We start from the raw sequence: 24,776 nt of genomic DNA, 5'->3' as shown, positions 1-24,776 counted from the left end.
CCGGGCCGACGCCCGGCTGTGCCGAGGGCCGGGCCGACGCCCGGCTGTGCCGAGGGCCGGGCCGACGCCCGGCTGTGCGACCCGGCGGAGCCGCCGCCTACCCTCGGGCCCCATGAGTGCCGACCGGGTCAAGGTCGCCGTCGTCTTCGGCGGCCGCAGTTCCGAGCACGCGATCTCGTGCGTGTCCGCGGGCAGCGTGCTGACCCACCTCGACCCGGAGCGGTTCGAGGCGGTCCCGGTCGGGATCACCCCGCACGGGGCGTGGGTGGTCGGCCCGTCCGACCCGGTCCGGCTGGCGATCTCGGGTCGCGAGCTGCCCGAGGTCGACGGGACCGCCGAGGCCCTGGTGCTGCCCGGCGAACCGGGTCGCGGCCTGGTCCGCCTCGACGCGCGCGAGGCGCTGACCTCGGTCGACGTGGTCTTCCCGATCCTGCACGGGGCCTTCGGCGAGGACGGCACCATCCAGGGTCTGCTGGAGATGGCCGGGCTGCCCTACGTCGGCGCCGGCGTGCTGGCCTCCGCGGTCGGCATGGACAAGGAGTTCGCGAAGAAGCTGCTGCGCGCCGAGGGCCTGAACGTCGCCGACGGCGTCGTGCTCCGCCCCGGCACCGACATCGGGTTCGCCGACCGCGACCGGCTCGGTCTGCCGCTGTTCGTGAAGCCGGCCCGCGCCGGGTCCTCGATGGGCGTCACCCGGGTCACCGACCCGGCCGCGCTCGACGCCGCCGTCGCCGAGGCCCGCCGGCACGACCCGAAGGTGCTCGTCGAGGCGGCCGTGCCCGGCCGCGAGATCGAGTGCGCGGTGCTGGAGTTCCCCGACGGCAGCGTCCGCGCCAGCCTGCCCGCCGAGCTGCGCTACAACGGCGAGTTCTACGACTTCGAGTCCAAGTACCTCGACACCTCCGAGCTGCAGATCCCCGCCAAGCTCGACGACGAGATCACCGAGTCGCTGCGCTGGAAGGCGATCACCGCGTTCCGTGCGCTCGACGTGCAGGGCCTGGCCCGGGTCGACTTCTTCGTCACCGACGACGGCGACATCACCGTCAACGAGGTCAACACGATGCCCGGGTTCACCCCGAGCTCCGCGTTCCCGAAGATGTGGGCGGTCACCGGGCTCGACTACTCCGAGCTGCTCAGCACCATGGTCGACACCGCGCTGGCCCGCGGGACCGGGCTGCGGTAGCTACCGGACCCGCACCGGCTGCGGCGGGAGGGCGTCGACGACCGCGTCCGACACCGCCTGCAGCGGCCCCGGACCGGTCTCCGCGGGCGCGGACAGCTCCAGGTACACCCCGCGGTCGACGACGGCGTAGGTCGTCGCGAGCGCGCCCTGCGGGGTCGCCAGCGGCAGCCAGCTCACCCCGTTGACGACGATCAGCGGCGAGGTCGGCCCCAGCTCGGCCGGCCGTTCGGTGCCGCAGCGCAGCACCACCGGCTCCGGCTCGGCGACCCACGCCCGCGCGCCGGGGACCGGCGGGTCGATCTCGCGCGGCGCGAGGTCCCCGGTGTCGCCGGGGATGCCGGCCGGCAGCGCGCGCAGCACCGCGTCGCACGACGTCGACGACGCCTGCGGTGCGGCCTGTGCGGGAAGCTCCAGGGGGCCGGTGTCCGGCCCCGTCGTCAGGCGGGCCCAGACCGCGAGCCCCGCCACGACGAGGGCGAGCAGCAGGGGCAGCGCGATCGCCACCACGACCGGTGGTGACATGCGTGCCCCTGCCACGTCCGCGCCCGTCTCAGCTCAGCTTGACCACGGGGCAGGTGAGCGTCCGGGTGATCCCGTTGACGTTCTGCACCCGGGCCACGACCAGCCGGCCGAGCTCGTCGACGTCGTCCGCCTCGGCGCGCACGATCACGTCGTACGGGCCGGTGACGTCCTCGGCCGAGACCACGCCCGGCAGACCCCCGATCTCGGAGGCGACGGAGGCGGCCTTGCCGACCTCGGTCTGGACGAGGATGTATGCCTGCACCACGGCGTGCCCCTTTCCGGTAACTGCCGACCTGCCGGATGGTTGGCGGCAGGAATGTCGGACGCAGAACCTACCGGAGGCCGCCCCCGTGTCCCCATCCGCGATCACGCCCGAGGGCGGTTCCGAGACCGGTGTCTCACTCCGGGAGGTCGGTGAGTTCGCACTGATCGACCGGGTCACCACGGACCGTGTCCAACCGGCTACGACGGAGCTCGGTCCCGGGGACGACTCGGCCGTCGTCACCGCCGCCGACGGGCGGGTCGTCGCCTGCACCGACGTGCTCGTCGAGGGCGTGCACTTCCGGCTCGACTGGTCGAGTCCCGAGCAGGTCGGGCGCAAGGCCGCGGCCGCGAACCTGGCCGACATCGCCGCGATGGGGGCGGTGCCCACGTCGCTGCTGGTGGGGCTGGCGTGCCCCTCGTCGACGCCCGCGGCGCAGCTCGAGCAGCTGGCCGACGGGCTGTGGGCCGAGGCCCGCTCGACCGGGGCCGGGCTCGTCGGGGGCGACCTGACCTCGGCGCCGGTGATCGTCGTCTCGGTGACGGCGCTGGGGGACCTGCAGGGCCGGGCCCCGGTGCTGCGCTCCGGGGCCCGGGCGGGGGACCGGATCGCGGTCTGCGGGCGGCTGGGCTGGTCCGCGGCCGGGCTGGCGGTGCTCGGGCGCGGGTTCCGCTCCCCGGCGGCGCTGGTCGACGCGCACCGGGTCCCGGAACCGCCCTACTCCGCCGGTCCGCAGGCCGCCGACGCCGGCGCCACATCCATGATCGACGTCTCGGACGGCCTGCTGGCCGACCTGGCACACGTCGCGCGGGCCTCGGGGGTGGCGCTGCGGCTGCGGTCGCGGCCGTTCACGGTGGCCCCGCGGATGGCGGAGATCGCGTCCGCGCTGGGCCTGGACCCGCTGCGCTGGGTCCTGACCGGTGGTGAGGACCACGCGCTGGCGGCGACCTTCCCCGGGGACGCGCCGCTGCCCGAGGGCTGGACCGAGGTGGGGGCGGTGGAGGCACCGGACGAGGCGGGCCCGGGGGTCACCGTCGACGGCCGTCCCTACGACGGCGACGGCGGCTGGGTCCACTTCGCGAAATACTGATTCCACATCGTGCTTGCGCGGCGCCGGGACGGGTGACATCGTGCCCTCACGATCGGGCGATTCGGGCACGTGTCGCGATTCGCCCCGCACCGGAGGGGTGTCACCGTGGACAACCTGGGCGTACTCAGCCTGCTCGCTCTCACCCCCATCCTCGTCGTCGCGGTTTTGCTGGTCGGGCTGCGCTGGCCCGCGAAGTACGCGATGCCGCTCGGCTTCGTCGCGGCGGCCCTGATCGGGTCGCTGGTCTGGGGGATGGGCACCACCGCGATCGTCGCGTCGACGATCGAGGGCCTGATCATCGCGGTCGGCCTGCTCTACATCATCTTCGGTGCGCTGCTGCTGCTGCAGACGCTCACCCAGAGCGGCGCGCTCGCGACGATCCGTGCCGGGTTCACCGGCATCAGCCCGGACCGGCGGGTCCAGGCGATCATCATCGGCTGGCTGTTCGGGTCGTTCATCGAGGGTGCGTCGGGGTTCGGGACCCCGGCAGCCGTCGTCGCGCCGTTGTTGCTGGCGCTCGGCTTCCCGGCGCTGGCCGCGGTGCTGGTCGGCATGGTGATCCAGTCGACGCCGGTCAGCTTCGGCGCCGCCGGGACGCCCGTACTCACCGGCATCGGGCAGGGGCTGTCCGGGTCGGCGGAGGTCGACGCGCGCACCGCTGCGCTCGGCCTGGACGCGACCGGCTACCTGTCCGCGATCGGGTTCGAGGTCGCGGCGCTGCACGCGGTCGCCGGGACGCTCATCCCACTGTTCCTGGTGTGCCTGCTGACCCGCTTCTTCGGGGAGAACCGCAGCTTCGCCGAGGGCCTCGCGGTCGCCCCGTTCGCGCTCTACGCCGCGTTCGCGATGACCGTGCCCTACGTGCTGGTCGCCGCGCTGCTCGGCCCGGAGTTCCCGTCACTGCTCGGCGGGCTCGTCGGGCTGGCGCTGGTGATGTTCACCTCCAGCCGCGGCTTCCTCATGCCGCGCACGGTGTGGGACTTCCCGCCGCGCGAGCGGTGGCTCGACCGCTGGACCGGCACCATCTCCGCGGGTGCCGACGACGGCGTCACCGGCACCCGGATGAGCACCTGGCTGGCCTGGTCGCCCTACGTGCTCGTCGCGGCGGTGCTGGTGCTGACCCGCACCGTCGCGCCGGTGAAGGACGCGCTGTCGGGAATCACCGTCGGACCCGCGGACATCCTCGGGACCGGCATCGACGAGACGCTGCAGCCGCTCTACTCGCCGGGCGCGGTGTTCCTGCTGGTCTGCCTGGTCACCTACGGCCTGCACCGGATGAACGGCCGCCAGGTCGCGACGTCATGGGCCGTGTCGGGACGCCAGCTCGCCGGTGCCGCGGTCGCGCTGCTGTTCGCGCTGCCGCTGGTCCGCATCCTGATCAACTCCGGTGCCGAGCTGAACACGACCGGGCTGGCCTCGATGCCGCTGACGCTGGCCGAGGGGGCCGCCGCCGTCGCCGGGCCGGCCTGGCCGGTCCTGGCACCGTGGATCGGCGCCCTGGGGGCCTTCGTCGCCGGGTCGAACACGGTGTCCAACCTGACGTTCGCCCTGTTCCAGTTCGCGACCGCGGAGAACATCGGCGCCACCCCGGAGACGGTGGTCGCGGCCCAGGCGGTCGGCGGCGCCGCCGGGAACATGATCACCGTGCACAACGTCGTCGCCGCGTCGGCGACGGTGGGGCTGCTCGGCCGGGAGGGCGACGTGATCCGGATGACGATCATCCCGATGACGTACTACTGCCTGCTCTCGGGCGGGCTGGCGTTCGTGCTGATCCACGGCGTCGGGCTCAACACCGGCACGGTGCTGCTCACCCTGGTGCTGCTGACACTGGCCGCGATCGTGGTGGGCCTGCGGCGGGCGGCGACCCGGCTGCCGGCCTGACCCGGAGACGACGACGGCCCGGTCCCCATCGCTGCGGGGACCGGGCCGTCGTCGTGTGGATCAGGAGCCGCGACGCCAGAACAGCAGCACCCGGCGCAGCCGGCTCCGCAGGCTCGGGTGACCGGGCACCGACCGCTGCGGGGCCGGGAACTGCCGGAACTCCGCGGGCGGCGGGGTCAGGTGGGCCGCCGGGAGGGTGGGCGGGTCCATCGCGACCAGGGTCTGGGGGAAGTGGCGCGCATCGGGCGACGGGGTCTTCTCGGGGTGCACGGTCGTCTCCTCCACGGCCGGTCCATCGCTCGCGGTGGTCGGGTCGTTACCGACGGCCTGCTGCATCTCCGGCCTCCTCACGGTCTCGGGCGGGGCGCATCGCCGGGACCCGTACCCGCCGGGGCCGGGGTCCACCCGCACGGGCCGCATCCGGGACGGGCCACCGCCGGGCCCGGGAGGCGAGCGCGGGGCGGCGGTGCCTGCACACCCAGGGTACCGACGTGACGTGCTCCGGAGACGTGTGCGGTGGCTCACCCGGCACGCCGTCGGAGACCCGGGTGCTCGCTACGGTGAGTGCCGAGCAGGTGGGACGGGTGGACGGAGCGGGCGTGTCGGGGCTGGTGGCGGTGGTGGCGTGGGCCGCCCTGGCGGGGTGGATCGCCGCCGGTGTGCTGCTCGTGCTGGCCCACCGGCGGCTGGAGCGGCTCGAGCGGGAGCACACCGCCCGCAAGTGGGACATCGTCGCGCTGCGTGCCCAGCTGCGGGCGTTGCACCGGCGGCCGGACGAGCTGTCCGACCCCGCCACGTCCACCGGTGCCGGCCCGTCCGTCCCGCGGCACCCCGGAGGTGACCCCGGGTCCCCGGTCCCGGCCGGCGGGACGCCCGGGCGTACCCGGACGGCCGGCGCCACGGCATGGCGCCGGTCGCACCGGCGCCCGGTGGGCCGTACCCGGCGGCGTCCCTCCTGACAGGGGGCGGGGTCAGCGCCGTGGCACCGCCGCCCCCCGGATGCTCGCGTCCAGCAGCTGCACCGGGTGCAGCAGCGGAACGTCGGCGAAGTCCTCGTTCGGCAGGTACTTGCCGATCTGCAGCAGACAGCCCGGGTTCGCGGTGACCACGACGTCCGGCTTCGCGTCGCGGATCTTCTCCGCCTTCCGCACGCCCAGATCCGCGGCCGCGTCCGGCTTCACCATGTTGTAGATGCCGGCCGAGCCGCAGCACAGCGACGCCTCGGCGATGTCGACGAGCTCCAGCTCGGGGATGGTCCGGAGCACCTCGCGCGGCTGGTTGCGGACGCCCTGGGCGTGCCCGAGGTGACAGGCGTCGTGGTAGGCGACGCGGCCGGTGACCGGGGTCCGCGGGGCGCGGGGGCCGCCGTCGTCCTCCCGGGAGTACAGGTCGGCCAGGACCTCGTGCACGTCGCGGCAGCGGGCGGAGAAGCGCGCCGCGCGGTCGGCCCAGGCGGGGTCGTCGGCGAGCAGGTGGCCGTAGTCCTTCATCGACGAGCCGCAGCCCGCGACGTTCGTGACCACCGCGTCGACGTCGAGGGTCTCGAAGCGGGCGATGGTGCGCCGGGCCCGGTCCAGCGCGGACTCCTCGCGCCCGGCGTGCACCTCCAGCGCGCCGCAGCACTGCTGGTCGCGGGGGACGAGCACGTCGCAGCCCTCGGCGGCGAGCACCCGCACGGTGGCCTCGTTGACCCGGTGGAAGAACACGTCCTGCACGCAGCCGGTGAGCAGTGCGACCCGGGCCCGGCGCGTGCCGACCGCGGGGGTGTGCACCGGGAGCGTCGCGAACGCCTCGCGCACCGAGACCGGCGGCAGCAGCGACTCCATCGCCGCGAGCTGACCGGGCAGCTTCTCGGCGAGCTTCCGGATCGCGGGGACCTTCCGCAGCTGCTGGTACAGCGCGCCGGGCAGGGCGGCCGCCCGCAGCCGTCGCTTGTAGGGGAACAGCGCGAAGATCGCGTCGCGGAACAGCTTGTCCGACGCACTGCGGGGCACGTTGCGCTCGATCTGCGGGCGCACCGACTCCAGCAGCTTGTCGTACTGCACCCCGGACGGGCAGGCGGTCACGCACGCCATGCAGCCCAGGCAGTTGTCCATGTGCTCGGTGAACGGCCCGTCGAGGCCGATGTCACCCTTCTCGGCCAGGTCCATCAGCAGGATCCGGCCGCGCGGGGAGTCCATCTCCTCGCCCCACAGCACGTAGGTGGGGCAGGTCGGCAGGCAGAAGCCGCAGTGGACGCAGTCGTCGAGCAGCTCGCGCTGCGGCGGGTGGACGTCGTCGAACGCGCTCGGGCCCTGCTGGGGGATCTTGGTCTCGGCCGCCCCGGTCGGGGTGCCTGCGGGCTCGTGGGTGCTCGTCATGCGTGCCTCACATCCAGGGAGCGAAGCGACCGGCGGCGAACCGGGCCTCGGGGTCGAGCTGGGTCTTGACGGCCCTGAGCAGGGCGAGTGCGGACGGTGCGGGGCCCCACGCGGGGGCGTCGAGGGTCTCGGGCCGGTCACGCAGCACGCTGGTGCCGCCGACCGCGGCGACGGCGTCGTGCACCTCCGCGACGGCGGCCCCCGGCACGGTGACGGTCGCGACGCCGGTCGCGAGGCCGGCCGTGACGGCGGTGGCGGGCAGCTGCTCCACCAGCGGCGCCAGCCGGGTCGGTGCGCACCCGATCCGGACGACGGCGCCGTCGAGGGCGGGTCCGTCGCCGTCACCGCCGGCGTGCGGACCGTCGGTCAGCGACGTGTGGGCGTCCCACGCGTCCGCGCCCACCTCCCGGGCGTCGGCGCCGAGCAGCTCACGCAGCCGCTCCACCCGTGCGGGCAGGGTCTGGGCGCCGCCCTCCAACCGGACCAGCAGACGTCCCGGGTCACCGGACACCCACTCGACGGCGATCGGCTCCAGCGGGCTGGCCATCAGCTCCAGCACCCGCGACGCGGCCTCGGCCACCGGGCCGTCGACGCCCACGCAGGCGACGGCCTTCGGGACCGGGTGCAGCCGCAGGACGACCTCGACCAGCGGGCCGAAGGTGCCGTAGGAGCCGTGCATGAGCTTGGCCATGTCGTAGCCGGCGACGTTCTTGATGACGTGTCCGCCGGAGCGGACCATCGTGCCGTCGGCGAGTACCGAGGTGGTGCCGATGACCAGGTCCCGCAGACCGCCCCAGACCAGGGCGGACGGGCCGGCGTCGGCGGTGGCGAGCAGCCCGCCGACCGTGGCGCCGCGGGCGACCCGGGCGGCGTCGAACGCGAGGCGCTGACCGTGCTCGGCCAGCTGCTCCTGCAGCGCGCGGACCGGGGTCCCGGCGTGCACCGAGACGGTCATGTCGCCGGGGTTGTGGTGGATCACCCCGGACAGTGCGGAGAGGTCGAGCGTCGCGGCGACGTCGTCGCCCGCGCGGCCGGCCCAGCCGGTGGCGGTGCCGGCGCCGGTGATCGCGAGGCGGCCGGGGGTGTCCAGGACGGCGTCCCGGACCTCCTTGGCCGAGGTGGGGCGCAGCGTGGTGGGAGCAGCGCGTGTCATGTCGTCGGGCCCTTCCGGGTCTCGTACGGGTCGGTCGGACAGGTCGGCCGGACGGGTCACAGCCGTTCGATCAGGCCCGCCTCCTCCAGCGGGTGCGGCCGGTAGAGCCCCGGCTTCTCACCGCACAGCCGCGGGGTGGGCAGGAGCTTGCCGGGGTTGCAGATGTGGTCGGGGTCGAAGCCGTCGCGGATGCGGCGCATGACGGCCAGGTCGTCCTCGCCGAACATCCGCGGCATGGAGCAGGCCTTGTCGGTGCCGATGCCGTGCTCGCCCGACAGCGAGCCGCCCATCTCGACGCACAGCTCCGCGATCTGCGCCGACAGGTGCTCGGCCTGCTCGGTCTGGCCCTCGGCGGCGGAGAACAGGACCAGCGGGTGCAGGTTGCCGTCGCCGGCGTGGAAGACGTTCGCGACGCGCAGCCCGGCGTCGGTGCCCATCTCGTCGATCCGTTCGAGGATCTCGGCGAGCCGGGTCCGGGGGACCACACCGTCCTGGACGATGTAGTCCGGCGAGATCCGGCCGACCGCGGCGAACGCGGCCTTGCGGCCTCGCCAGATGTTCGCCCGCTCCTCGGGGGAGCCCGCGATGTGCAGCCGGGTGCAGCCGTGCCGGTCGCAGATCTCCTTGACCAGCGCGAACTGCTCCTCGCACTCCTCGACGGTCCCGTCCAGCTCGACGACGAGCGCGGCCGGGGTGTCGAGGGAGTAGCCGGCGCCGGTGGCGCCCTCGGCGGCCTCGATGGCCAGCGCGTCCATCATCTCGACCGCGGCGGGCACGATCCCTGCCGCGACGATGTCGGACACGACCCGGCCGCCCGCCGACACCGACGGGAAGTCCGCCAGGAGCGTGCGCATGACCTCGGGGGTGCGCAGCAGCCGGACGGTGACCTTGGTGACGATGCCGAGCGTGCCCTCGGAGCCGAGGAACACCCCGCGCAGGTCGGGCCCGGACTGCTCCATCGTGTCCGAGCCGAGGGTGACCACCTCGCCGTCGGGGAGCACGACCTCCATCGACAGCACGTGGTTGGTGGTGAAGCCGTACTTGAGGCAGTGCGCGCCGCCGGAGTTCTCCGCGACGTTGCCGCCGATCGTGCACACCTGCTGGCTCGACGGGTCCGGGGCGTAGTAGAGCCCGTACGGCGACGCGGCCGCGGTGATCTCGAGGTTCGTGACGCCCGGCTCCAGCACCGCGCGCCGGTTCTCCGGGTCGACCTCGAGCACCCGGTTGAGCCGGTTCAGCCCGATGACGACGCCCTCGGCCACCGGCAGCGCGCCGCCGGACAGGCCGGTCCCGGCGCCGCGGGCGACGAACGGGATCCGGTGCCGGGCGCAGATCCGCACGCACCCGGCGACGTCCTCGGCGGTGCGGGGCAGCAGGACCAGCTCGGGGACGACCCGGCTGCCGGTCAGGCCGTCGCACTCGTAGGTCCGGGTACGGACCGGGTCGTCGAGCACGTCCGCTGCGCCCAGGAGGGCGACGAACTCGTCGTGGATCGAGCGGGCCAGAGGCATCGCTGCACTCCCTTGCTGCGCGTGGCGGGGCTCACGGGAGGGTACGTCGACACGGTGACGCCACGCCTGTTCGACGTCACGGACGGGGGCCGTGTCACTTCCGTGATGCGGAAAAGATAATCCACTGGTAGAAATACGACCAGTCCTGACATCCACACGGAGAGGGTGGTCACAGATGGCCGACACCGCCGGCCTGCAGGTCGACGAGCACCTGAGGTCCTTCGTCGAGGGCGAGCTCCTGTCCGACGTCGACCTCACGGCGGACGACTTCTGGGCGACCCTGGCCCGGCTCCAGGAGCGCTTCGCCCCGAGGATCGCCGACGCCCTGGCCCGTCGCGACGAGATCCAGGCGCGCATCGACGAGTGGCACCGCGAGCACGGGGCCGGCTCGGTCGAGGAGTACGAGAAGTTCCTCACCGACCTCGGCTACCTGCTCCCGGAGAAGTCCCCGACGATCGACGTCGACCGGGTCGACCCGGAGATCGCCGAGGTTCCGGGCCCGCAGCTGGTCGTGCCCTCCACCGTGCCGCGCTACGCGCTGAACGCCGCCAACGCCCGCTGGGGCTCGCTGTTCGACGCCTTCTACGGCACCGACGCGCTCCCGCAGGACGGTGAGCTCGCGAAGGGCTACGACGAGCGCCGCGGCGCACAGGTGATCACCGCCGCCGACGAGCTGCTCGACGAGCTGTTCCCGCTCGCGAAGGGCAGCCACGCCGACGCCACCGCCTACCGGGCCTCGGCCGACGGGCTCGTCGTCGACACCGGCGCGACCGGCACGGTCGGGCTGGCCGACCCCGCGCAGTTCGCCGGGTTCCGCCCGGTCGACGGCGACGGCCGCGGCGCGGTCCTGCTGACCCGCAACGGGCTGCACCTGGAGATCACGATCGACCCGACCACCCGGGTCGGCACCCAGCACCACGCCGACGTCGCCGATGTCGTGCTCGAGTCCGCGGTCACCACGATCGTCGACCTCGAGGACTCCGTCGCGACCGTGGACGGCGAGGACAAGGCGCTGGCCTACCGCACCTGGCTCGGGCTGCTGCGCGGTGACCTGACCGCCGAGTTCCGCAAGGGCGGGAAGACGGTCACCCGCCGGGTCAACCCGGACCGCGAGTACACCGCGGCCGACGGCTCCGACCTCACCCTGCCCGGGCGCTCGCTGATGCTGGTCCGCAACTGCGGCCACCACATGACGACGAACGCGGTCCGCACCGCCGACGGCGCCGAGGTCGCCGAGGGCGTGCTCGACGCGCTCGTCTCGGCCGTCGCCGGGCTGTACGACCTGCAGGGGAAGGGGCCGCACACCAACTCCCGCGCGGGCAGCGTCTACATCGTCAAGCCCAAGCAGCACGGGCCCGAGGAGGTCGCGCTCACCGTCGAGCTGTTCGGCGCCGTCGAGGAGGCCCTCGGACTGCGGGCGAACACGCTCAAGATCGGCATCATGGACGAGGAGAAGCGGACCACGGTCAACCTCTCCGCCTGCATCGCCGAGGCGGCGAACCGGGTCATCTTCGTCAACACCGGTTTCCTCGACCGGACCGGCGACGAGATCCACACCTGCTTCACCGCGGGCCCGGTCCTGCGCAAGGGCGACATGAAGTCGACGACGTGGCTGAAGACCTACGAGGACCGCAACGTCGACGTCGCGCTGGCCGCCGGGTTCGCGCACACCGCGCAGGTCGGCAAGGGCATGTGGGCCAAGCCCGCCGCGATGGCCGAGATGATCGAGCAGAAGATCGGCCACCCGAAGGCCGGCGCGAACTGCGCCTGGGTGCCGTCTCCGACCGCCGCGACCCTGCACGCGCTGCACTACCTGCGCGTCGACGTGCACGGGGTGCAGGACGAGATCGCCTCCCGCGCCACCGCGGACCGTCGCAAGCTGCTCGAGGTCCCGGTGACCGACGCGGCGTCGCTGTCGGCGCAGGACGTGACCCACGAGCTGGAGACCAACGCCCAGTCGATCCTCGGCTACGTGGTGCGCTGGGTCGGCATGGGCATCGGCTGCTCCACCGTGCCGGACCTGGAGGGCGTCGGGCTGATGGAGGACCGCGCCACCCTGCGGATCTCCGCGCAGCTGGTCGCGAACTGGCTCCAGCACGGTGTCGTCGACGAGGGGACGGTGCGCGACACCTTCGCCCGCATGGCCGCCGTGGTCGACGAGCAGAACGCCGGCGAGGACGGCTACCCCGCGATGGCGAAGGACCTGGAGTCCAGCGAGTCGTTCCAGGCCGCGCTGGAGCTGGTGTTCAGCGGGGCGACCGAGCCCAACGGCTACACCGAGCGGACGCTCACCCGCTGGCGTCAGCGGGCCAAGGCCGCGGCCTAGGCCGCACCACCACCGTCGACGACGACGCCCCCGGGACCGGTTCCCGGGGGCGTCGTCGCGTTCCGAGGAGGAGACCGATCGTGAAGCCGTGGGTGCGGCCGGCCGCCGTGCTGTTCGGCGTCGGTTACGGCGCCAACCAGTTCAGCCCGCTGATGGTCATGTACCGCGAGCAGGGGCACTACTCGCCGACCGTGGTCGCCGCGTTCTTCGGCGTCTACGTGCTCGGTCTCGCCCCGGGCCTGCTCGTCGGCGGGCCCGCGTCGGACCGCTGGGGCCGCCGCCGGGTGCTGGTGCCCGCGACGGCCGCGTCGATCCCGGCCAGTGCCGTCATCGCGCTCGGTGCGTTCTCCGAGATCCTGCTCTACGCTGGCAGGCTGCTGTTCGGCCTGTGCATCGGCGTCGCGATGGCGGTGGCGACGACGTGGGTCAAGGAGCTGTCCGGCGAGGGGGAGGGCGCCCGGCGGGCGGCGCTCGCGCTCACCGCGGGCTTCGGCCTCGGACCGTTGGTCGGCGGGCTGCTCGCGCAGTTCGCACCGCTGCCGATGGAGCTGCCCTACCTGGTCCACATCGCGCTCATGGTCCCCGTCACCTGGTGGCTCGTGGCGGCCCCGGAGACGGTCGTGCCGGGCCGCTCCCGGTCCTGGCTGCGCGACCTGCGGGTGCCCGCCGCCGCGCACCCCCGCTTCCGGTGGCTGGTGCTGCCCGCCGCGCCGTGGGTGTTCGGCGCCGCCGCGCTGTCGTTCGCGGTGCAGCCGACCGCGCTCGGCGACGTCGTCGGCGGCTACGGGCTGCTCGTCGCGACGCTGCTCACCGCCGTCACCCTGGGCTGCGGCTTCCTCGCCCAGTCCGCGGCCCGGACGATCGACGCCCGCTCGGCGCTCGCCGCCACCCGGATCGGGCTCGTGCTCGTCGTCGTCGGGACGGTGGTGGCCGCGGCGGGTGCCGCCGGCCGCTCCGTCCCGGTCGCGTTCGGTGCCGCCGCGTTGCTCGGCGCCGGCTACGGCTTCGTGCTGCTGTCAGGACTGCAGGAGGTCCAGCGCATCGCCGCGCCGGAGCACCTGGCCGGGCTCACCGCGGTGTTCTACTCGCTGACCTACGCCGGTTTCCTGCTGCCGATGCTGCTGTCCGCCCTGACCGGGGCCGCGGGATACCCGGTCCTGCTGCTCGTCGTCGCCGGGGTGCAGGCGGTCTGCCTGGGCCTGGTCTGGGCGGGGGCGCACCGGGTGCGCCGGTCCCCACGGGAGCGGACCGCGGTGCCCTGACCCGTGGCCACGGCCCCGGTGTGGTCGCGGTCCGCGCGCTGATCCGCTCCGCGCGCGCGTCCAGGTCCGCGCGCGGAGCGGATCACCGCGCGCGGTGCGGATCACCCCGCCGTCCGAGCCGGGAGGCCGTCGGGGTCGGCGCGCGCCGCCGCCCCCGGCCGGGGGGTCCACCCGATGTCCACCCCGGGACGGAGGCGGCCACCGGCCGGCGCTCGTACCGTCGGGCGGGTGACCACCACCACCGGTCCGGACGCCACGGACCTGCCGCGCCTCCCGTTCCCGCGCCACGACGTCCTCGAGCTCCCGCCGCTGTTCGACCGGCTGCGGGAGCGGTCCCCGATCACCCCGGTCCGGACCCCGGCCGGTGATGTCGCGTGGCTGGTCACCGGTTACGACGAGGCCCGCGCCCTGTTCGCCGACGACCGGCTCGGCCGCAGCCACCCCGAGCCGGAGCGGGCCGCGCGCATCTCCGACTCGATGATCTTCGGCGGGCCGAGCGGCGACTCACCGGAGACCGAGCGCGCGAACCACACCCTGATGCGCAGACTGCTCGCGCCCGCGTTCTCCGCGCGCCGGATGCGCAGGCTCTCCGGACACGTCGCGGAGCTGGTGGCCCGGCAGCTCGACGTCGTCGAGGCCGCCGGTCCCGGCGCCGACCTGCACGAGCTGTTCTCCTTCCCGCTGCCGGTGCTGGTCATCTGCGAGCTGCTCGGCGTCCCCTACGACGACCGCGAGGAGTTCCGGCGCTGGTCCGGCGAGCTCGGGCTGCTCCACGACCGGCCCCGCGCCGAGGCCGCCGCGCAGGCACTGTTCGCCTACGTCCGCGGCCTCGTCGACCGCAAGGACGACGAGCCGGGGGAGGACGTGCTGTCGGACTTCGCCGCGCTCGGCTCGGCGCCGGAGCAGCGCGACCGGCTCGCCGCGCTCGGTGCCGGACTGCTGTTCGCCGGGCACGAGACGACGGTCGGGCGGATCGACACCGGCACCGTCCTGCTGCTGGACCGCCCGGGGGAGTGGGCGGCGCTCGCCGCGGACCCGGAGCGCGCCCCGGGGGCGGTCGAGGAGGTCCTGCGGCTGGCCGTGCCCAGCGGGGGCAACGGCGGCATCCCGCGCTACGCGCACGCCGACGTCGACATCGCCGGGGTGCACATCCCGGCGGGCGACGCGATCCTGCTCGCCCCGGGCGCGGCGAACCGGGACCCGCGGCACTTCGACGGGGCGACCGGGTTCGACGCCGGGAGGAAGTCCTCGCACCTCGCGTTCGGGCACGGGCCGTACTTCTGCGTGGGCGCGAGCCTGGCCCGGGTCGAGCTGACCGAGGTGTTCCGGGCGCTGCCCGCCCGGTTCCCGTCGCTGCGCCTCGCCGTGCCGCGCACCGAGCTGGAGCTGCGCTCGGACGTGCTCACCGGAGGGCTGCGTGCGCTGCCGGTCACCTGGGGCCGATCATGAGGACGTGGGGGAACTCGAACTGCGGGTGGCGGGGCTCGACCATCCGGACGTGACGCCACTGATGCGGCGGCTGCAGGCGTTCTACGGCGAGGTCTACGGCGACGGCGACGCCACCCCCGTCGACCCGGCCGACTTCCGGACCCCGTCCGGGTTGTTCCTGGTCGGCTACGACGACGGCGTCCCCGTCGCGACCGGGGCGTGGCGCGCCGTCGACGCCGACCCGGCCGACCCGGCGCGCCGTGACGGCGACGCCGAGCTGAAGCGGATGTACGTCGAGCCCGCCGCCCGCGGCCGGGGACACGCCCGGGCGGTACTCGTCGCGCTGGAGCGTGCGGCCGCCGCCGCCGGGCGTCGTCGCATGATCCTCGAGACGGGTGACGGCCAGCCCGCTGCGATCGCGCTGTACGAGACCAGCGGATACCGTCGGACCAGCAACTTCGGTGCGTACCGGAACGACCCCCGCTCCCGGTGCTTCGCCAAACCGCTCCCGGCGTGAGACTCGGTACGGTCACGGGCGAAACGTCCGGTTGCGCCGATAGGATGACCCCGGCGTCGTCGCCGCGTCCCTTCCGGTGATCGTGCGGCGGCCTCTTCCGGCGCTCCCCGGGTCCGGCCGTGACGTGAGCGGAACCGCTGGTCCGAACGACCCCGTGACCCCAGGAGGTGTCGGTGCTCGCCGTCGTGGCCGCCCATCTCGTCCTGGCGCTGTGCCTGCCCGCGCTCGCCCGGTACCACCGGCGGCTGGCGTTCGGCGCCGGCGCCGCCCTGCTCGCCGCCACCCTCGTGTGGGCGATGACGCAGGCCTCGACCGCACTCTCCGGCGGGGTGACCGACCGCGTCGAGTGGGCGCCCGAGCTGGGGCTGACGCTGAGCCTGCGGATGGACGCGCTCGCGATCGCGATGATCGTGCTCGTCTCCGGCGTCGGAGCGCTGATCATGATCTACGCGGCCTGGTACTTCGGACCGCGCTCCACCGACGCGGCCCGCTCCGCGGCGCTGCTGGTCGCCTTCGCCGGGATGATGCTCGGCCTGGTCCTGGCCGACGACCTGCTGACCCTCTACGTGTTCTGGGAACTGACGTCGCTGACGTCGTTCCTGCTCGTCGGGCAGGGCGGCCAGTACCGGGAGAACCGCCGCGCCGCGGTCCAGGCGCTCGTCGTGACCGTGTTCGGCGGGCTGGCGATGCTGCTCGGGATCGTGCTGCTGGGCCAGCTGGCCGGCACGTACTCGATCCCGGAGATCACCGCGGCCGCGACCTCCGGGACGCTCGCCCCCGACAGCCCGGTCGCGCTGTCGGTGTCGCTCGTGCTGATCCTGCTGGGCGCGCTGACCAAGTCCGCGCAGCTGCCGTTCCACCCCTGGCTCCCGTACGCGATGGCCGCCCCGACGCCGATCTCGGCGTACCTGCACGCGGCGTCGATGGTGAAGGCCGGGGTCGTGCTCGTCGCGCGGCTCGGGCCCGCGTTCTCGGTGCACCCCGTGTGGTGGGCGCCGGTCATGGTGCTCGGCCTCGCGACGATGGTGCTGGGCGGCTGGCGCGCGATGCGCCAGACCGACCTCAAGCGGCTGCTGGCCTTCGGCACCGTCTCCCAGCTCGGGTTCCTCATGGTGCTGTTCGGGTCCGGCTCGCGGGTGGCCGGGCTCGCCGGCATCGCGATGCTGCTGGCGCACGGCCTGTTCAAGGCGCCGCTGTTCATGGTGGTCGGGGCTATCGACAAGGCCTGCGGCACCCGTGACCTGCGGGAGCTGTGCGGTCTCGGGCGCCGCCGGCGCGGGCTGGCCGTCGTCGCCACGCTCGCCGGGCTGTCGATGGCGGGGCTCCCGCCGATGCTCGGCTTCGTCGGCAAGGAGGCCGCGTTCGAGGCGTTCGTGCTCGAGGGCGGCGTCCGCGGCTGGATCGCGGCGATCGGACTGGTCGCGGGCTCGCTGCTGACCGTCGCCTACACCGCACGGTTCCTGTGGGGCGCGTTCTCCACCAAGGGGCTGCACCCCACCGGCGGCGACCCGGTCCCGCTCGGCCTGTCCGGCCCGGCGTGGCTGTGCGCGCTGACCGGGATCGCGGCCGGGTTCGCCGCGCCGCTGGTCCAGCAGCTCGCCGCCTCCTACGCCGCGTCGCTGCCCCCGCTCGGCGACGCCTACGCCGCCCGCTACGAGCTGGCCCTGTGGCACACTCCCGGGCTGCCGCTGCTGTTCACCGGCGTCGCGCTGGCCGGCGGGCTCCTCCTGCACCGCTACGGACAGACCCTGACCGGGCACCTCTCGGTGCCACACGTGTCCGCCCAGCGGGGGTACGAGGCCGTCGTGACCGGGCTGGAGCGCTCGGCGATCACGGTCACCGGCCGGCTGCAGATCGGCTCGCTGCCGGTCTACCTCGGCTGCATCCTCGCGACACTGATCGCGCTGCCCGGCCCGGTCCTCGCCGTGACCGGCACGTTCCCGACCGACCAGGCGCCGTACCACTCGATCATGCAGGTCCCGGTCGGGCTGATGGTGATCGTCGCGGCGATCGCGCTGTGCCTGGCGCACCGCCGGTTCACCGCGGTGCTGCTGGTCGGCGCGGTCGGCTACGGCATCGGCGGCCTGTTCGTCATCGACGGTGCCCCCGACCTGGCGCTCGCCCAGTTCCTGGTCGAGACGCTCACCCTGGTGGCGTTCGTCTTCGTGCTGCGACGCCTGCCCGCCCACTTCGACGAGCCGGACAGCGAGCGCCGCGTCCGCGGCCCCAAGGCCGCGGTCGCCGCGGTCGGCGGCCTGCTCGTCGCGGGGATGGCCGTGGTGCTCTCCGGGGCCCGCACGCTGCCGCCCGCCACCACCGGGCCGTTCATCGCCGGCGCGCCGGAGGCCGGCGCGACCAACCTGATCAGCGCGATCCTGGTGGACTTCCGGGCGCTCGACACGGTCGGTGAGATCACCGTGCTGCTGATCTGTGCCGCCGGCACCGCGAGCCTGGTGCTCGCGACCCGTTACGACAAGAAGAAGGGCGGCACGGTCGTGCGCAGCGGCTCGGGATCGCCGAAGCACGAGCAGGAGGTGCTCGGATGACGGCCTCGCAGGAGAAGCCCGCACCCCCGCCGGGGGACGCCGAGAGCTGGGCCCGGATGGACCAGCCCAGCGGGCGGTGGATGCTCCCCGGCGCCTGCCCGGACGTCCGCGAGCGGACCCTCGTGCTGGAGGCCGCGGCCCGGCTGCTGTTCCCCGTGGTGCTGGTGTTCTCGGTGTTCCTGCTGCTGGAGGGCCACTACGGCCCCGGCGGCGGGTTCTCCGGCGGCCTGGTCGCCGGGCTCGCGTTCGTGCTGCGCCACATCGCGGGCGGCGACGACAACCTGGGCTCCCGGTTCCGGATCCGCCCGCCCGTGCTGGTCGGCACCGGGCTGATCGTCGCGGTGCTCACCGCACTGGCCCCGGTCGCCTGGGGCGATCCGGTGCTCGCCTCGGTCAAGTGGACCATCACCTTCGGCCCGTTCGGCTACCTCGACATCGTGACCAGCCTGCTGCTCGACGTCGGCGTCTACCTCCTGATCATCGGCGTGGTGCTCGACCTGCTGCGCTCGCTCGGCTCCGGCATCGCCCGCGACGCCCGCGAGGCCGGCGAGGACGTCCCGGGCGGAGGTGGCCGCGGATGAACACCACGATCAACCTGAGCATGGCGATCGTGCTCGCGGTGCTGTACTCGGTCGGGTTCTACCTGCTGATGCAGCGATCGCTCATGCGCATCCTGATCGGCATCGTGGTGCTCGGGCACGGCGCGAACCTGCTGCTGCAGGTCTCCGGCGGCCCGCCCGGCCGCGCCCCGATCCTCGACGCGGTGCTGCCCGAGCAGATCACCGACCCGCTCCCGCAGGCGCTGGCGTTGACCGCCATCGTCATCACCTTCGCCCTCACCACGCTGCTGCTGGCCCTGGGCTACCGCTCCTGGGTGCTCGTCGGGCACGACGAGGTGCAGGACGACGTGGAGGACCGCCGCATCGCCGACCGGCAGAAGCCCAAGGGCGCGATGGAGGAGGGCACCGCGGACGAGACCGACGCCGAGCCCGAGGACACCGCCGACTCCCACGAGCTCGAGGAGGGCCGCCGGTGACCCCGCTACAGGCCCTGGTCACGCTGCCGGTGCTGCTGCCCATGCTCGGTGCCGCGACCAGCGTCGTCGTCAGCCGCCGCGCCTCGGCCCAGCGGGTCATCGGCGTGGTGACCCTGACGCTGGTGTGCGTCGTCGCCGCCGTGCTGCTGGTCGCGGCCGACGCGAACGGCCCGGTCGTCGCCGAGCTCGGCGGCTGGTCGGCCCCGATGGGCATCGTGCTCGTCGCCGACCGGATGTCGGCGCTGCTGCTGCTCATCTCGACGGTGGTGACCCTCGCGGTGCTCGTCTACGCGATCGACCAGCGGATCTCCGACTACGGCCGGGAGACCGCCAGCACCACCTTCCACCCGATCTTCCTGCTGCTGTCGACGGGGGTGTCGCTGGCCTACCTGACCGGCGACCTGTTCACCCTGTTCGTCGCGTTCGAGATCATGCTGGCGTCGAGCTACGTGCTCATCACCCGGCGGACGTCGGCGTCGCGGATCCGGTCCGGCATGACCTACGTGATCGTGTCGCTGACCTCGTCGCTGCTGTTCCTCACCGCGGTGGGGCTCGTCTACGCCGCCACCGGCACGGTCAACCTGGCCGACCTCGCCGGGCGGATGGGCGCGCTGCCGGAGGGCCTGCGCGCGGTCCTGGCCCTGGTGCTGATCGTGGTGTTCGGCATCAAGGCGGCGATCGTGCCGCTGCACTTCTGGCTGCCCGACAGCTACCCGAACGCGCCCGCCCCGGTCACCGCGCTGTTCGCGGGCCTGCTCACCAAGGTCGGCATCTACGCGCTGCTGCGCACCCAGACGCTGGTGTTCCCGCAGGACAGCCCGTCGACGCTGCTGCTGGTGATCGCCGCCGTCACGATGGTGGTCGGGGCACTCGGCGCCGTCGCCCAGGACGACCTCAACCGGCTGCTGTCGTTCCTGCTGGTCAGCCACATCGGGTTCATGGTGTTCGGGCTCGCCCTGCACACCCCCGACGGCATCGCCGGGACCGGGCTCTACGTCGTCCACCACATCACGGTCCAGGCGACGTTGTTCCTGGTCAGCGGGCTCATCACCCGGCGGACCGGGACGGTGTCGATCTCCCAGATGGGTGGGCTGGCCCAGCGGGCACCGCACCTGGCCGTGCTGTTCGCGATCCCCGCGATCACCCTCGCCGGGCTGCCACCCACCTCGGGGTTCGTCGCGAAGCTCGCGCTGCTGCAGGCCGGTGCGGGCGCGGGCCCCGCCGGGGCGCTGGTCGCCGCCGTCGTCGTGCTGGCGAGCCTGCTGACCCTCTACGCCGTCGCCCGGGTCTGGGTGCGGGTGTTCTGGGGCGCGCCCAAGGAGCCCCTCGCCGACGACGACCCGAACGACGAGCTCGTCGTCGGGACCGCGCGCAGCGCCCGCGGCATGTACGTCGGCGCGTCCGCGCTGGTCGTGGTCAGCGTCGCGATCGCCCTGTTCGCCGGCCCGCTGTCCGGGGTGACCGCCCGGGCCGGGGTGGACCTGCACGACCGGACCGGCTACACCGACGCCGTCCTCGGGCCGGGCGCCGACCCCGGCAGCGGTGGGACCATCAGCGCCGACGGCCGGCCCGGCGACGTCGACGGGAACACGACCGTGCGGACCGCGGCCGGCGACACCCCGGAGGTGACCCCGTGAGCGAGCAGACCCCGAGCCGCGGTGGCGCGGGCACGGCCGACGGCCCGGACCCGCAGGACCGCCCCGACGGCGACGACCGCGAGGACCGGGTGCTGTCCTCGCCGGAGGCTCGCCGGGAGGCCGAGATGGGAGCGGCCGAGGTCGGCGACCCGCCCGAGCCCGACCACGCCCCCACCCCCGCCCGGGTGCCCCCGCCGGCCCCCGACTCCGTCGCCGAGCCGACGGGTGCGAGCTCCCGGGGCGGGAGCGTGCGCAGGCGGGTCCCGCAGGTGCTCGCGCTGGCGCTGGTGTGGGTGCTGCTGTGGGGGAGTCTCTCCCCGGCTGCGATCGTGGGCGGGCTGCTCGTCGGTGCCGCGGTCACGGCGGTCTTCCCGCTGCCGCTACTGCCCGAGCCGCTCCCGATCCGCCCGTGGAAGCTGCTGCGGCTGCTGGGTTTCCTGGTCTCGGACCTGGTCGTCTCCGGCATCCGGGTCAGCATGGTGACGCTGCGGCACGGGCCGCGCGCCCGGTCCGGGATCGTCGGGCTGCCGCTGTGCACCGGCTCGGACCGCACCGCGACGACGATCGTCGCGGCCTGCGCGCTGTCCCCGGGCAGCTTCACGCTGCAGATCGACCGCGCCCGGCACCGCTGGTACGTCTACGCACTCGGCCTGCACCGACCCGGCGCCGTCGAACGGACTCGCCGGGACATGATGCGGCTGCAGATGCGGGTCATCGACGCCGTCGGCAGCCAGGAGGACCGGGATCGGTGCGCCGCCGCGGTCACCGCCGAGGACGCGGGGAGGAACGACCGGTGACCGTCGTCCACACGCTGGTACTGATCATGCTGACCGCCGCGGCGGCGCTGACGATGTGGCGGCTCCTGACGGGCCCCACCACGCTGGACCGCATCGCGGCCCTGGACGTGTTCGTCGTGCTGATCGTGGCGGCGGCCGCGGTGTACGCGGCGATCTACTCCGACGGGTCGAACATCCCGCTGCTGGCCGCGGTCGCGCTGATCGCGCTGGTCGGCTCGGCGACGGCGGCCCGCCTGGTCGAACGATGGGAGCGGCACCGCTGATGGGCGTGCACGACGTGCTCGACGTGGTCTCCGCCGCGCTGATGCTCGCCGGCGGGCTGTCCTGCCTGCTCGGCGCGCTCGGGCTGGTCCGGCTGCCGGACCTGCCCGCCCGGCTGCAGGCCACCACCAAGCCGCAGACCCTGGGGCTGCTGCTGATCCTGCTGGGCGTCGCGGTGAACCTGGAGTTCGAGAACTCCTCGACGCTGATCCTGGTGGTGCTGTTCCAGGTGCTGACGGCGCCGGTCATCTCGCAGGTGGTCGGTCGCTCGGCCTACCGCAGCGGCGCGATCGACCGGGACGCACTCGTCGTCGACGACCTGGGGGAGGACATCGACGCCGACGCGCGCGCCCGGGAGGTGCGGACGGTTCAGCCGTCGTCGCCGGAGCCGGGTCCGTCCTCGCGCAGCGTCGACGGGGTCGACCGGGCACCGGAGCGGTAGGACGGCCGCCCCGGGGGGCGACGCACACGGTTCGGGGCCCCCGGCGTGGCGGTCCGCGGGCGCTTCGTACCCTCGCGGTGTGCCTCTGTACGCGCTCGGTGACGCCGAACCGGACATCCACCCGACCGCCTACGTCCATCCGGACGCCGTCGTGATCGGCAACGTGACGCTGGGCCCGGAGTCCACCGTCTGGCCCACCGCGGTGCTGCGCGGCGACGACGGCCGGATCGAGGTCGGTGCCCGCAGCAGCATCCAGGACGGGTCGATCATCCACACCACCCTGGAGCAGCCGACGATCATCGGGGACGAGGTGACCGTCGGGCACAACGTGCACATCGAGGCGGCCACCATCGGCAACCGGGCGCTCATCTCGTCGGGCTCGGTGGTGCTGAACGGCTCGACGATCGGCGAGGGCGCGGTCGTCGCCGCCGGCGCGGTGGTGTCGCCGAAGGCCGACGTGCCCGCGTACCGGATGGCGCTGGGCGTGCCCGCCCGCGTCCGCGACGGCTACGAGGTGCCCGCCGACCGCTGGCGGTACGCCGTGGAGTCCTACGTCGACCGGGGCCGCCGCTTCGCGTCGCAGCTGCGCCGGCTGGAGGGCTGATGGCCAAGCCGCTGAACGAGGTCGTCGAGGCCGGGTGGGCCCAGGCCCTGGAACCGGTCGCCGAGACGATCACCGCGATGGGCGAGTTCCTGCGCGCCGAGATCGCCGCGGGCCGCCGTTACCTGCCCGCCGGGGCGAACGTGCTGCGCGCGTTCCAGCAGCCCTTCGACGAGGTCCGGGTGCTGCTCGTCGGACAGGACCCGTACCCGACCCCCGGCCACGCGGTCGGGCTGTCGTTCTCCGTCGCCCCCGAGACCCGCCCGCTGCCGCGCTCGCTGCAGAACATCTTCCGCGAGTACGCCGAGGACCTCGGGCACCCGGCGCCCACCTCCGGCGACCTGACCCCGTGGACCGAGCAGGGCGTGCTGCTGCTCAACCGGTGCCTGACCGTCGCCCCCGGGGAGCCGGCCTCGCACCGCAACAAGGGCTGGGAGGAGGTCACCGAGCAGGCGATCCGCGCCCTGGTGGCCCGCGACGCCGAGCCGATGGTCGCGATCCTCTGGGGCCGCGACGCCCGCAACCTCGCTCCGCTGCTGGAGGACGTGCCGACGATCGAGTCGGCCCACCCGTCGCCGATGTCGGCCGACCGCGGCTTCTTCGGGTCGCGGCCCTTCACCCGGGCCAACGACCTGCTGGAGGAGATCGGCGGGGAACCCGTCGACTGGAAGCTGCCCTAGGCTGGACCGGGTGGACGACCCGGGGGACATGCGCATATCGGACGCCGACCGCGAGGCGGCGGCCCGCCGGCTGCACGACGCGGTCGGCGAGGGCCGCATCACGTTGAGCGAGCTGGAGGAACGGCTCGACGCGGTCTACGCCGCGCGCGTCGCCCGGGACCTGGAGCCGCCGCTGGCGGACCTGCCGGGCGGGCTGCCGCCGTCGGTCACCGCTCTGGCGCCCGTCCCCGCCCGTCCGCCCGCGCCGTCGGAGCGGGTGCGGCTGACGACCGCGGCGGGGACGATCAAGCGCACCGGGGACTGGCAGGTTCCCGCGGCGCTGCACCTGTCGTCGTCGATGGGGACCATCCACCTCGACCTGTCCGAGGTGCGGTCGCTGCCGCCGCGGATCGACGTCGAGGTCGCACTCGGGATGGGCGAGGTCGTGCTGGTCCTGCCCGAGGGCGGCACCGCCGACGTCGACGGCACGAAGGCGTCCTGGGGCGAGGTGAAGACCCGGGTGCCCTCGACGCCCGGGGCGGCCGGGCCGCACCTCGTGGTGCACGGCAAGGTCGGCATGGGGTCGGTCACCGTGCGCGGGGTACGCCGCAGCTGGTGGCGCTCCGTGGTCGGCTGAGCCGGCCCCGGGAACGACGAAGGCCCGGTCCCCAGGGGACCGGGCCTCGATCGTGGTTCGGGTCTCGCGCACTCAGACGCGGGTCACCTTGCCCGCCTTCAGGCAGGAGGTGCAGGCGTTGATCCGACGGCGGTTGCCGCCGTTGATCGCGGCGCGCACCGTCTGGATGTTGGGGTTCCAGCGGCGGTGGGTGCGGCGGTGCGAGTGCGAGACGGACATGCCGAAGCCCGGACCCTTGCCACAGACGTCGCAGACGGCAGCCACGTCGGACACTCCTCGGGTTGACGAACAGATTCACGAACAGATTCTCGGCACGGACGTGCCGAGGCTCGGCCTTCAATTCTAGCCACGCCCGTGTGGTGACCGGCGCGCGGGGCCGTCCCGCGGCACCGGAGGCCTCCGCGCACCTAGTGTGGGGCCCGTGGCCTCGCCGTTCGACCCCGCGCTGCTGCGCCGCTGGATCGACGCCGCCGCCGAGCGGCTCACCGCCGGCCGGGCCGAGATCGACCGCATCAACGTCTTCCCGGTCGCCGACCACGACACCGGGTCGAACCTGCTGCTGACCGCCCGTGCGGCGGCCTCGGCCCCGTTGGACGGGGACTCCCCGGCCGCCGACGCCCCCGCCGCGGACCCCGGCGCCGAGGACGTCCGGCCGGTGCGTGCCG

The 24,776-nt window shown here is 74.1% G+C and carries 25 protein-coding genes and 1 pseudogene; 19 read left to right on the top strand and 7 right to left on the bottom strand.

The features are described from left to right. The first annotated feature begins 112 nt into the window (after positions 1 to 112). A complete protein-coding gene (locus GTW08_RS25970; RefSeq protein WP_073578224.1) occupies positions 113 to 1,183 on the top strand; it encodes a D-alanine--D-alanine ligase family protein in 1,071 nt (356 codons plus the stop codon). On the opposite strand, the gene GTW08_RS25965 is transcribed toward GTW08_RS25970, so the two are convergent. Both GTW08_RS25965 and GTW08_RS25960 read right to left on the bottom strand, forming a co-directional pair. After that, entirely contained in the window at positions 1,184 to 1,705 is a 522-nt protein-coding gene (locus GTW08_RS25965; RefSeq protein ID WP_073578223.1) for a DUF3515 domain-containing protein, read from the bottom strand. 28 nt (positions 1,706 to 1,733) lie between these two features. Further along, a complete protein-coding gene (locus GTW08_RS25960; protein ID WP_020627802.1) occupies positions 1,734 to 1,970 on the bottom strand; it encodes an Lrp/AsnC family transcriptional regulator in 237 nt (78 codons plus the stop codon). 100 nt (positions 1,971 to 2,070) lie between these two features. Between GTW08_RS25960 and GTW08_RS25955 the strand changes: the two genes are divergently transcribed. After that, complete coding sequence (locus GTW08_RS25955; protein ID WP_073578311.1) at positions 2,071 to 3,057, top strand: thiamine-phosphate kinase; 987 nt, start codon at positions 2,071 to 2,073, stop codon at positions 3,055 to 3,057. 105 nt (positions 3,058 to 3,162) lie between these two features. Then, positions 3,163 to 4,938, top strand: coding sequence for an L-lactate permease (locus tag GTW08_RS25950; protein WP_073578222.1), 1,776 nt, complete (start codon positions 3,163 to 3,165; stop codon positions 4,936 to 4,938). A gap of 60 nt (positions 4,939 to 4,998) precedes the next feature. On the opposite strand, the gene GTW08_RS25945 is transcribed toward GTW08_RS25950, so the two are convergent. Further along, a complete protein-coding gene (locus tag GTW08_RS25945) occupies positions 4,999 to 5,274 on the bottom strand; it encodes a hypothetical protein (protein WP_073578221.1) in 276 nt (91 codons plus the stop codon). Positions 5,275 to 5,522: 248 nt separating this feature from the next. Here GTW08_RS25945 and GTW08_RS25940 point away from each other — a divergent pair, with 248 nt between their 5' ends. Continuing rightward, entirely contained in the window at positions 5,523 to 5,897 is a 375-nt protein-coding gene (locus tag GTW08_RS25940; protein ID WP_073578220.1) for a hypothetical protein, read from the top strand. A 12-nt stretch (positions 5,898 to 5,909) separates the two neighbouring features. On the opposite strand, the gene GTW08_RS25935 is transcribed toward GTW08_RS25940, so the two are convergent. Genes GTW08_RS25935 through GTW08_RS25925 form a run of 3 tightly spaced genes read right to left on the bottom strand, consistent with a single transcriptional unit; the run spans position 5,910 to position 9,962 of the window. Further along, positions 5,910 to 7,298, bottom strand: a complete 1,389-nt coding sequence (locus GTW08_RS25935; RefSeq protein ID WP_083659110.1) for a (Fe-S)-binding protein — start codon at positions 7,296 to 7,298, stop codon at positions 5,910 to 5,912. A gap of 7 nt (positions 7,299 to 7,305) precedes the next feature. Continuing rightward, positions 7,306 to 8,451 (bottom strand): FAD-binding oxidoreductase, encoded by a 1,146-nt coding sequence (locus GTW08_RS25930; RefSeq protein WP_073578309.1) that lies wholly within the window; start codon positions 8,449 to 8,451, stop codon positions 7,306 to 7,308. 56 nt (positions 8,452 to 8,507) lie between these two features. Continuing rightward, entirely contained in the window at positions 8,508 to 9,962 is a 1,455-nt protein-coding gene (locus tag GTW08_RS25925) for an FAD-binding oxidoreductase (RefSeq protein WP_073578219.1), read from the bottom strand. A gap of 175 nt (positions 9,963 to 10,137) precedes the next feature. Between GTW08_RS25925 and GTW08_RS25920 the strand changes: the two genes are divergently transcribed. The 14 genes from GTW08_RS25920 (at position 10,138) to GTW08_RS25855 (ending at position 24,111) form a co-directional block, all read left to right on the top strand. Beyond that, positions 10,138 to 12,288 (top strand): malate synthase G, encoded by a 2,151-nt coding sequence (locus GTW08_RS25920; protein ID WP_073578218.1) that lies wholly within the window; start codon positions 10,138 to 10,140, stop codon positions 12,286 to 12,288. An 80-nt stretch (positions 12,289 to 12,368) separates the two neighbouring features. Next, positions 12,369 to 13,550, top strand: a complete 1,182-nt coding sequence (locus tag GTW08_RS25915; RefSeq protein ID WP_202417699.1) for an MFS transporter — start codon at positions 12,369 to 12,371, stop codon at positions 13,548 to 13,550. Positions 13,551 to 13,778: 228 nt separating this feature from the next. Then, positions 13,779 to 14,999: a cytochrome P450 gene (locus GTW08_RS25910; RefSeq protein WP_301549154.1), complete on the top strand. Its 1,221-nt coding sequence runs from the start codon at positions 13,779 to 13,781 to the stop codon at positions 14,997 to 14,999. Positions 15,000 to 15,060: 61 nt separating this feature from the next. Beyond that, positions 15,061 to 15,495 carry a GNAT family N-acetyltransferase gene (locus GTW08_RS25905; protein WP_073578306.1) on the top strand — a complete coding sequence of 145 codons (435 nt, stop codon included), beginning with the start codon at positions 15,061 to 15,063 and terminating at the stop codon, positions 15,493 to 15,495. A 173-nt stretch (positions 15,496 to 15,668) separates the two neighbouring features. After that, positions 15,669 to 18,041, top strand: a complete 2,373-nt coding sequence (mbhE, locus tag GTW08_RS25900; protein WP_073578305.1) for a hydrogen gas-evolving membrane-bound hydrogenase subunit E — start codon at positions 15,669 to 15,671, stop codon at positions 18,039 to 18,041. After that, a complete protein-coding gene (locus GTW08_RS25895; RefSeq protein ID WP_073578217.1) occupies positions 18,038 to 18,622 on the top strand; it encodes an MnhB domain-containing protein in 585 nt (194 codons plus the stop codon). The genes mbhE and GTW08_RS25895 overlap by 4 nt, the downstream gene beginning before the upstream one ends. Continuing rightward, positions 18,619 to 19,077, top strand: a complete 459-nt coding sequence (locus GTW08_RS25890) for a Na(+)/H(+) antiporter subunit C (protein ID WP_062400925.1) — start codon at positions 18,619 to 18,621, stop codon at positions 19,075 to 19,077. Before GTW08_RS25895 ends, GTW08_RS25890 begins: the two co-directional genes overlap by 4 nt. Further along, positions 19,074 to 20,714, top strand: coding sequence for a Na+/H+ antiporter subunit D (locus GTW08_RS25885; RefSeq protein ID WP_083659108.1), 1,641 nt, complete (start codon positions 19,074 to 19,076; stop codon positions 20,712 to 20,714). Before GTW08_RS25890 ends, GTW08_RS25885 begins: the two co-directional genes overlap by 4 nt. Then, a complete protein-coding gene (locus GTW08_RS25880; protein ID WP_083659107.1) occupies positions 20,711 to 21,511 on the top strand; it encodes a Na+/H+ antiporter subunit E in 801 nt (266 codons plus the stop codon). Before GTW08_RS25885 ends, GTW08_RS25880 begins: the two co-directional genes overlap by 4 nt. Beyond that, positions 21,508 to 21,774, top strand: coding sequence for a monovalent cation/H+ antiporter complex subunit F (locus GTW08_RS25875; RefSeq protein ID WP_073578216.1), 267 nt, complete (start codon positions 21,508 to 21,510; stop codon positions 21,772 to 21,774). Before GTW08_RS25880 ends, GTW08_RS25875 begins: the two co-directional genes overlap by 4 nt. Further along, on the top strand, positions 21,756 to 22,214 hold the full coding sequence (gene mnhG, locus GTW08_RS25870; RefSeq protein WP_308292828.1) for a monovalent cation/H(+) antiporter subunit G: 459 nt from the start codon (positions 21,756 to 21,758) through the stop codon (positions 22,212 to 22,214). The genes GTW08_RS25875 and mnhG overlap by 19 nt, the downstream gene beginning before the upstream one ends. Positions 22,215 to 22,293: 79 nt before the next feature. Next, on the top strand, positions 22,294 to 22,818 hold the full coding sequence (locus GTW08_RS25865; protein WP_073578214.1) for a gamma carbonic anhydrase family protein: 525 nt from the start codon (positions 22,294 to 22,296) through the stop codon (positions 22,816 to 22,818). Continuing rightward, entirely contained in the window at positions 22,815 to 23,495 is a 681-nt protein-coding gene (locus tag GTW08_RS25860) for a uracil-DNA glycosylase (protein ID WP_073578213.1), read from the top strand. The genes GTW08_RS25865 and GTW08_RS25860 overlap by 4 nt, the downstream gene beginning before the upstream one ends. Positions 23,496 to 23,505: 10 nt before the next feature. Then, positions 23,506 to 24,111: a DUF1707 SHOCT-like domain-containing protein gene (locus tag GTW08_RS25855; protein WP_253067690.1), complete on the top strand. Its 606-nt coding sequence runs from the start codon at positions 23,506 to 23,508 to the stop codon at positions 24,109 to 24,111. A gap of 72 nt (positions 24,112 to 24,183) precedes the next feature. Here GTW08_RS25855 and rpmB read toward each other — a convergent pair whose 3' ends face one another. Continuing rightward, positions 24,184 to 24,375 (bottom strand): 50S ribosomal protein L28, encoded by a 192-nt coding sequence (rpmB, locus tag GTW08_RS25850; protein WP_020627372.1) that lies wholly within the window; start codon positions 24,373 to 24,375, stop codon positions 24,184 to 24,186. A 181-nt stretch (positions 24,376 to 24,556) separates the two neighbouring features. Here rpmB and GTW08_RS31235 point away from each other — a divergent pair. Next, positions 24,557 to 24,776 (top strand): annotated as a pseudogene (locus GTW08_RS31235) (dihydroxyacetone kinase); the annotation flags it as partial.

The sequence above is a fragment of the Pseudonocardia sp. SID8383 genome, assembly GCF_009864975.1.
GTDB classification, from domain to species: domain Bacteria; phylum Actinomycetota; class Actinomycetes; order Mycobacteriales; family Pseudonocardiaceae; genus Pseudonocardia; species Pseudonocardia alni.
Note: the sequence above shows the minus strand (reverse complement) of the source record. Positions and strands in the feature narration are given on the sequence as shown.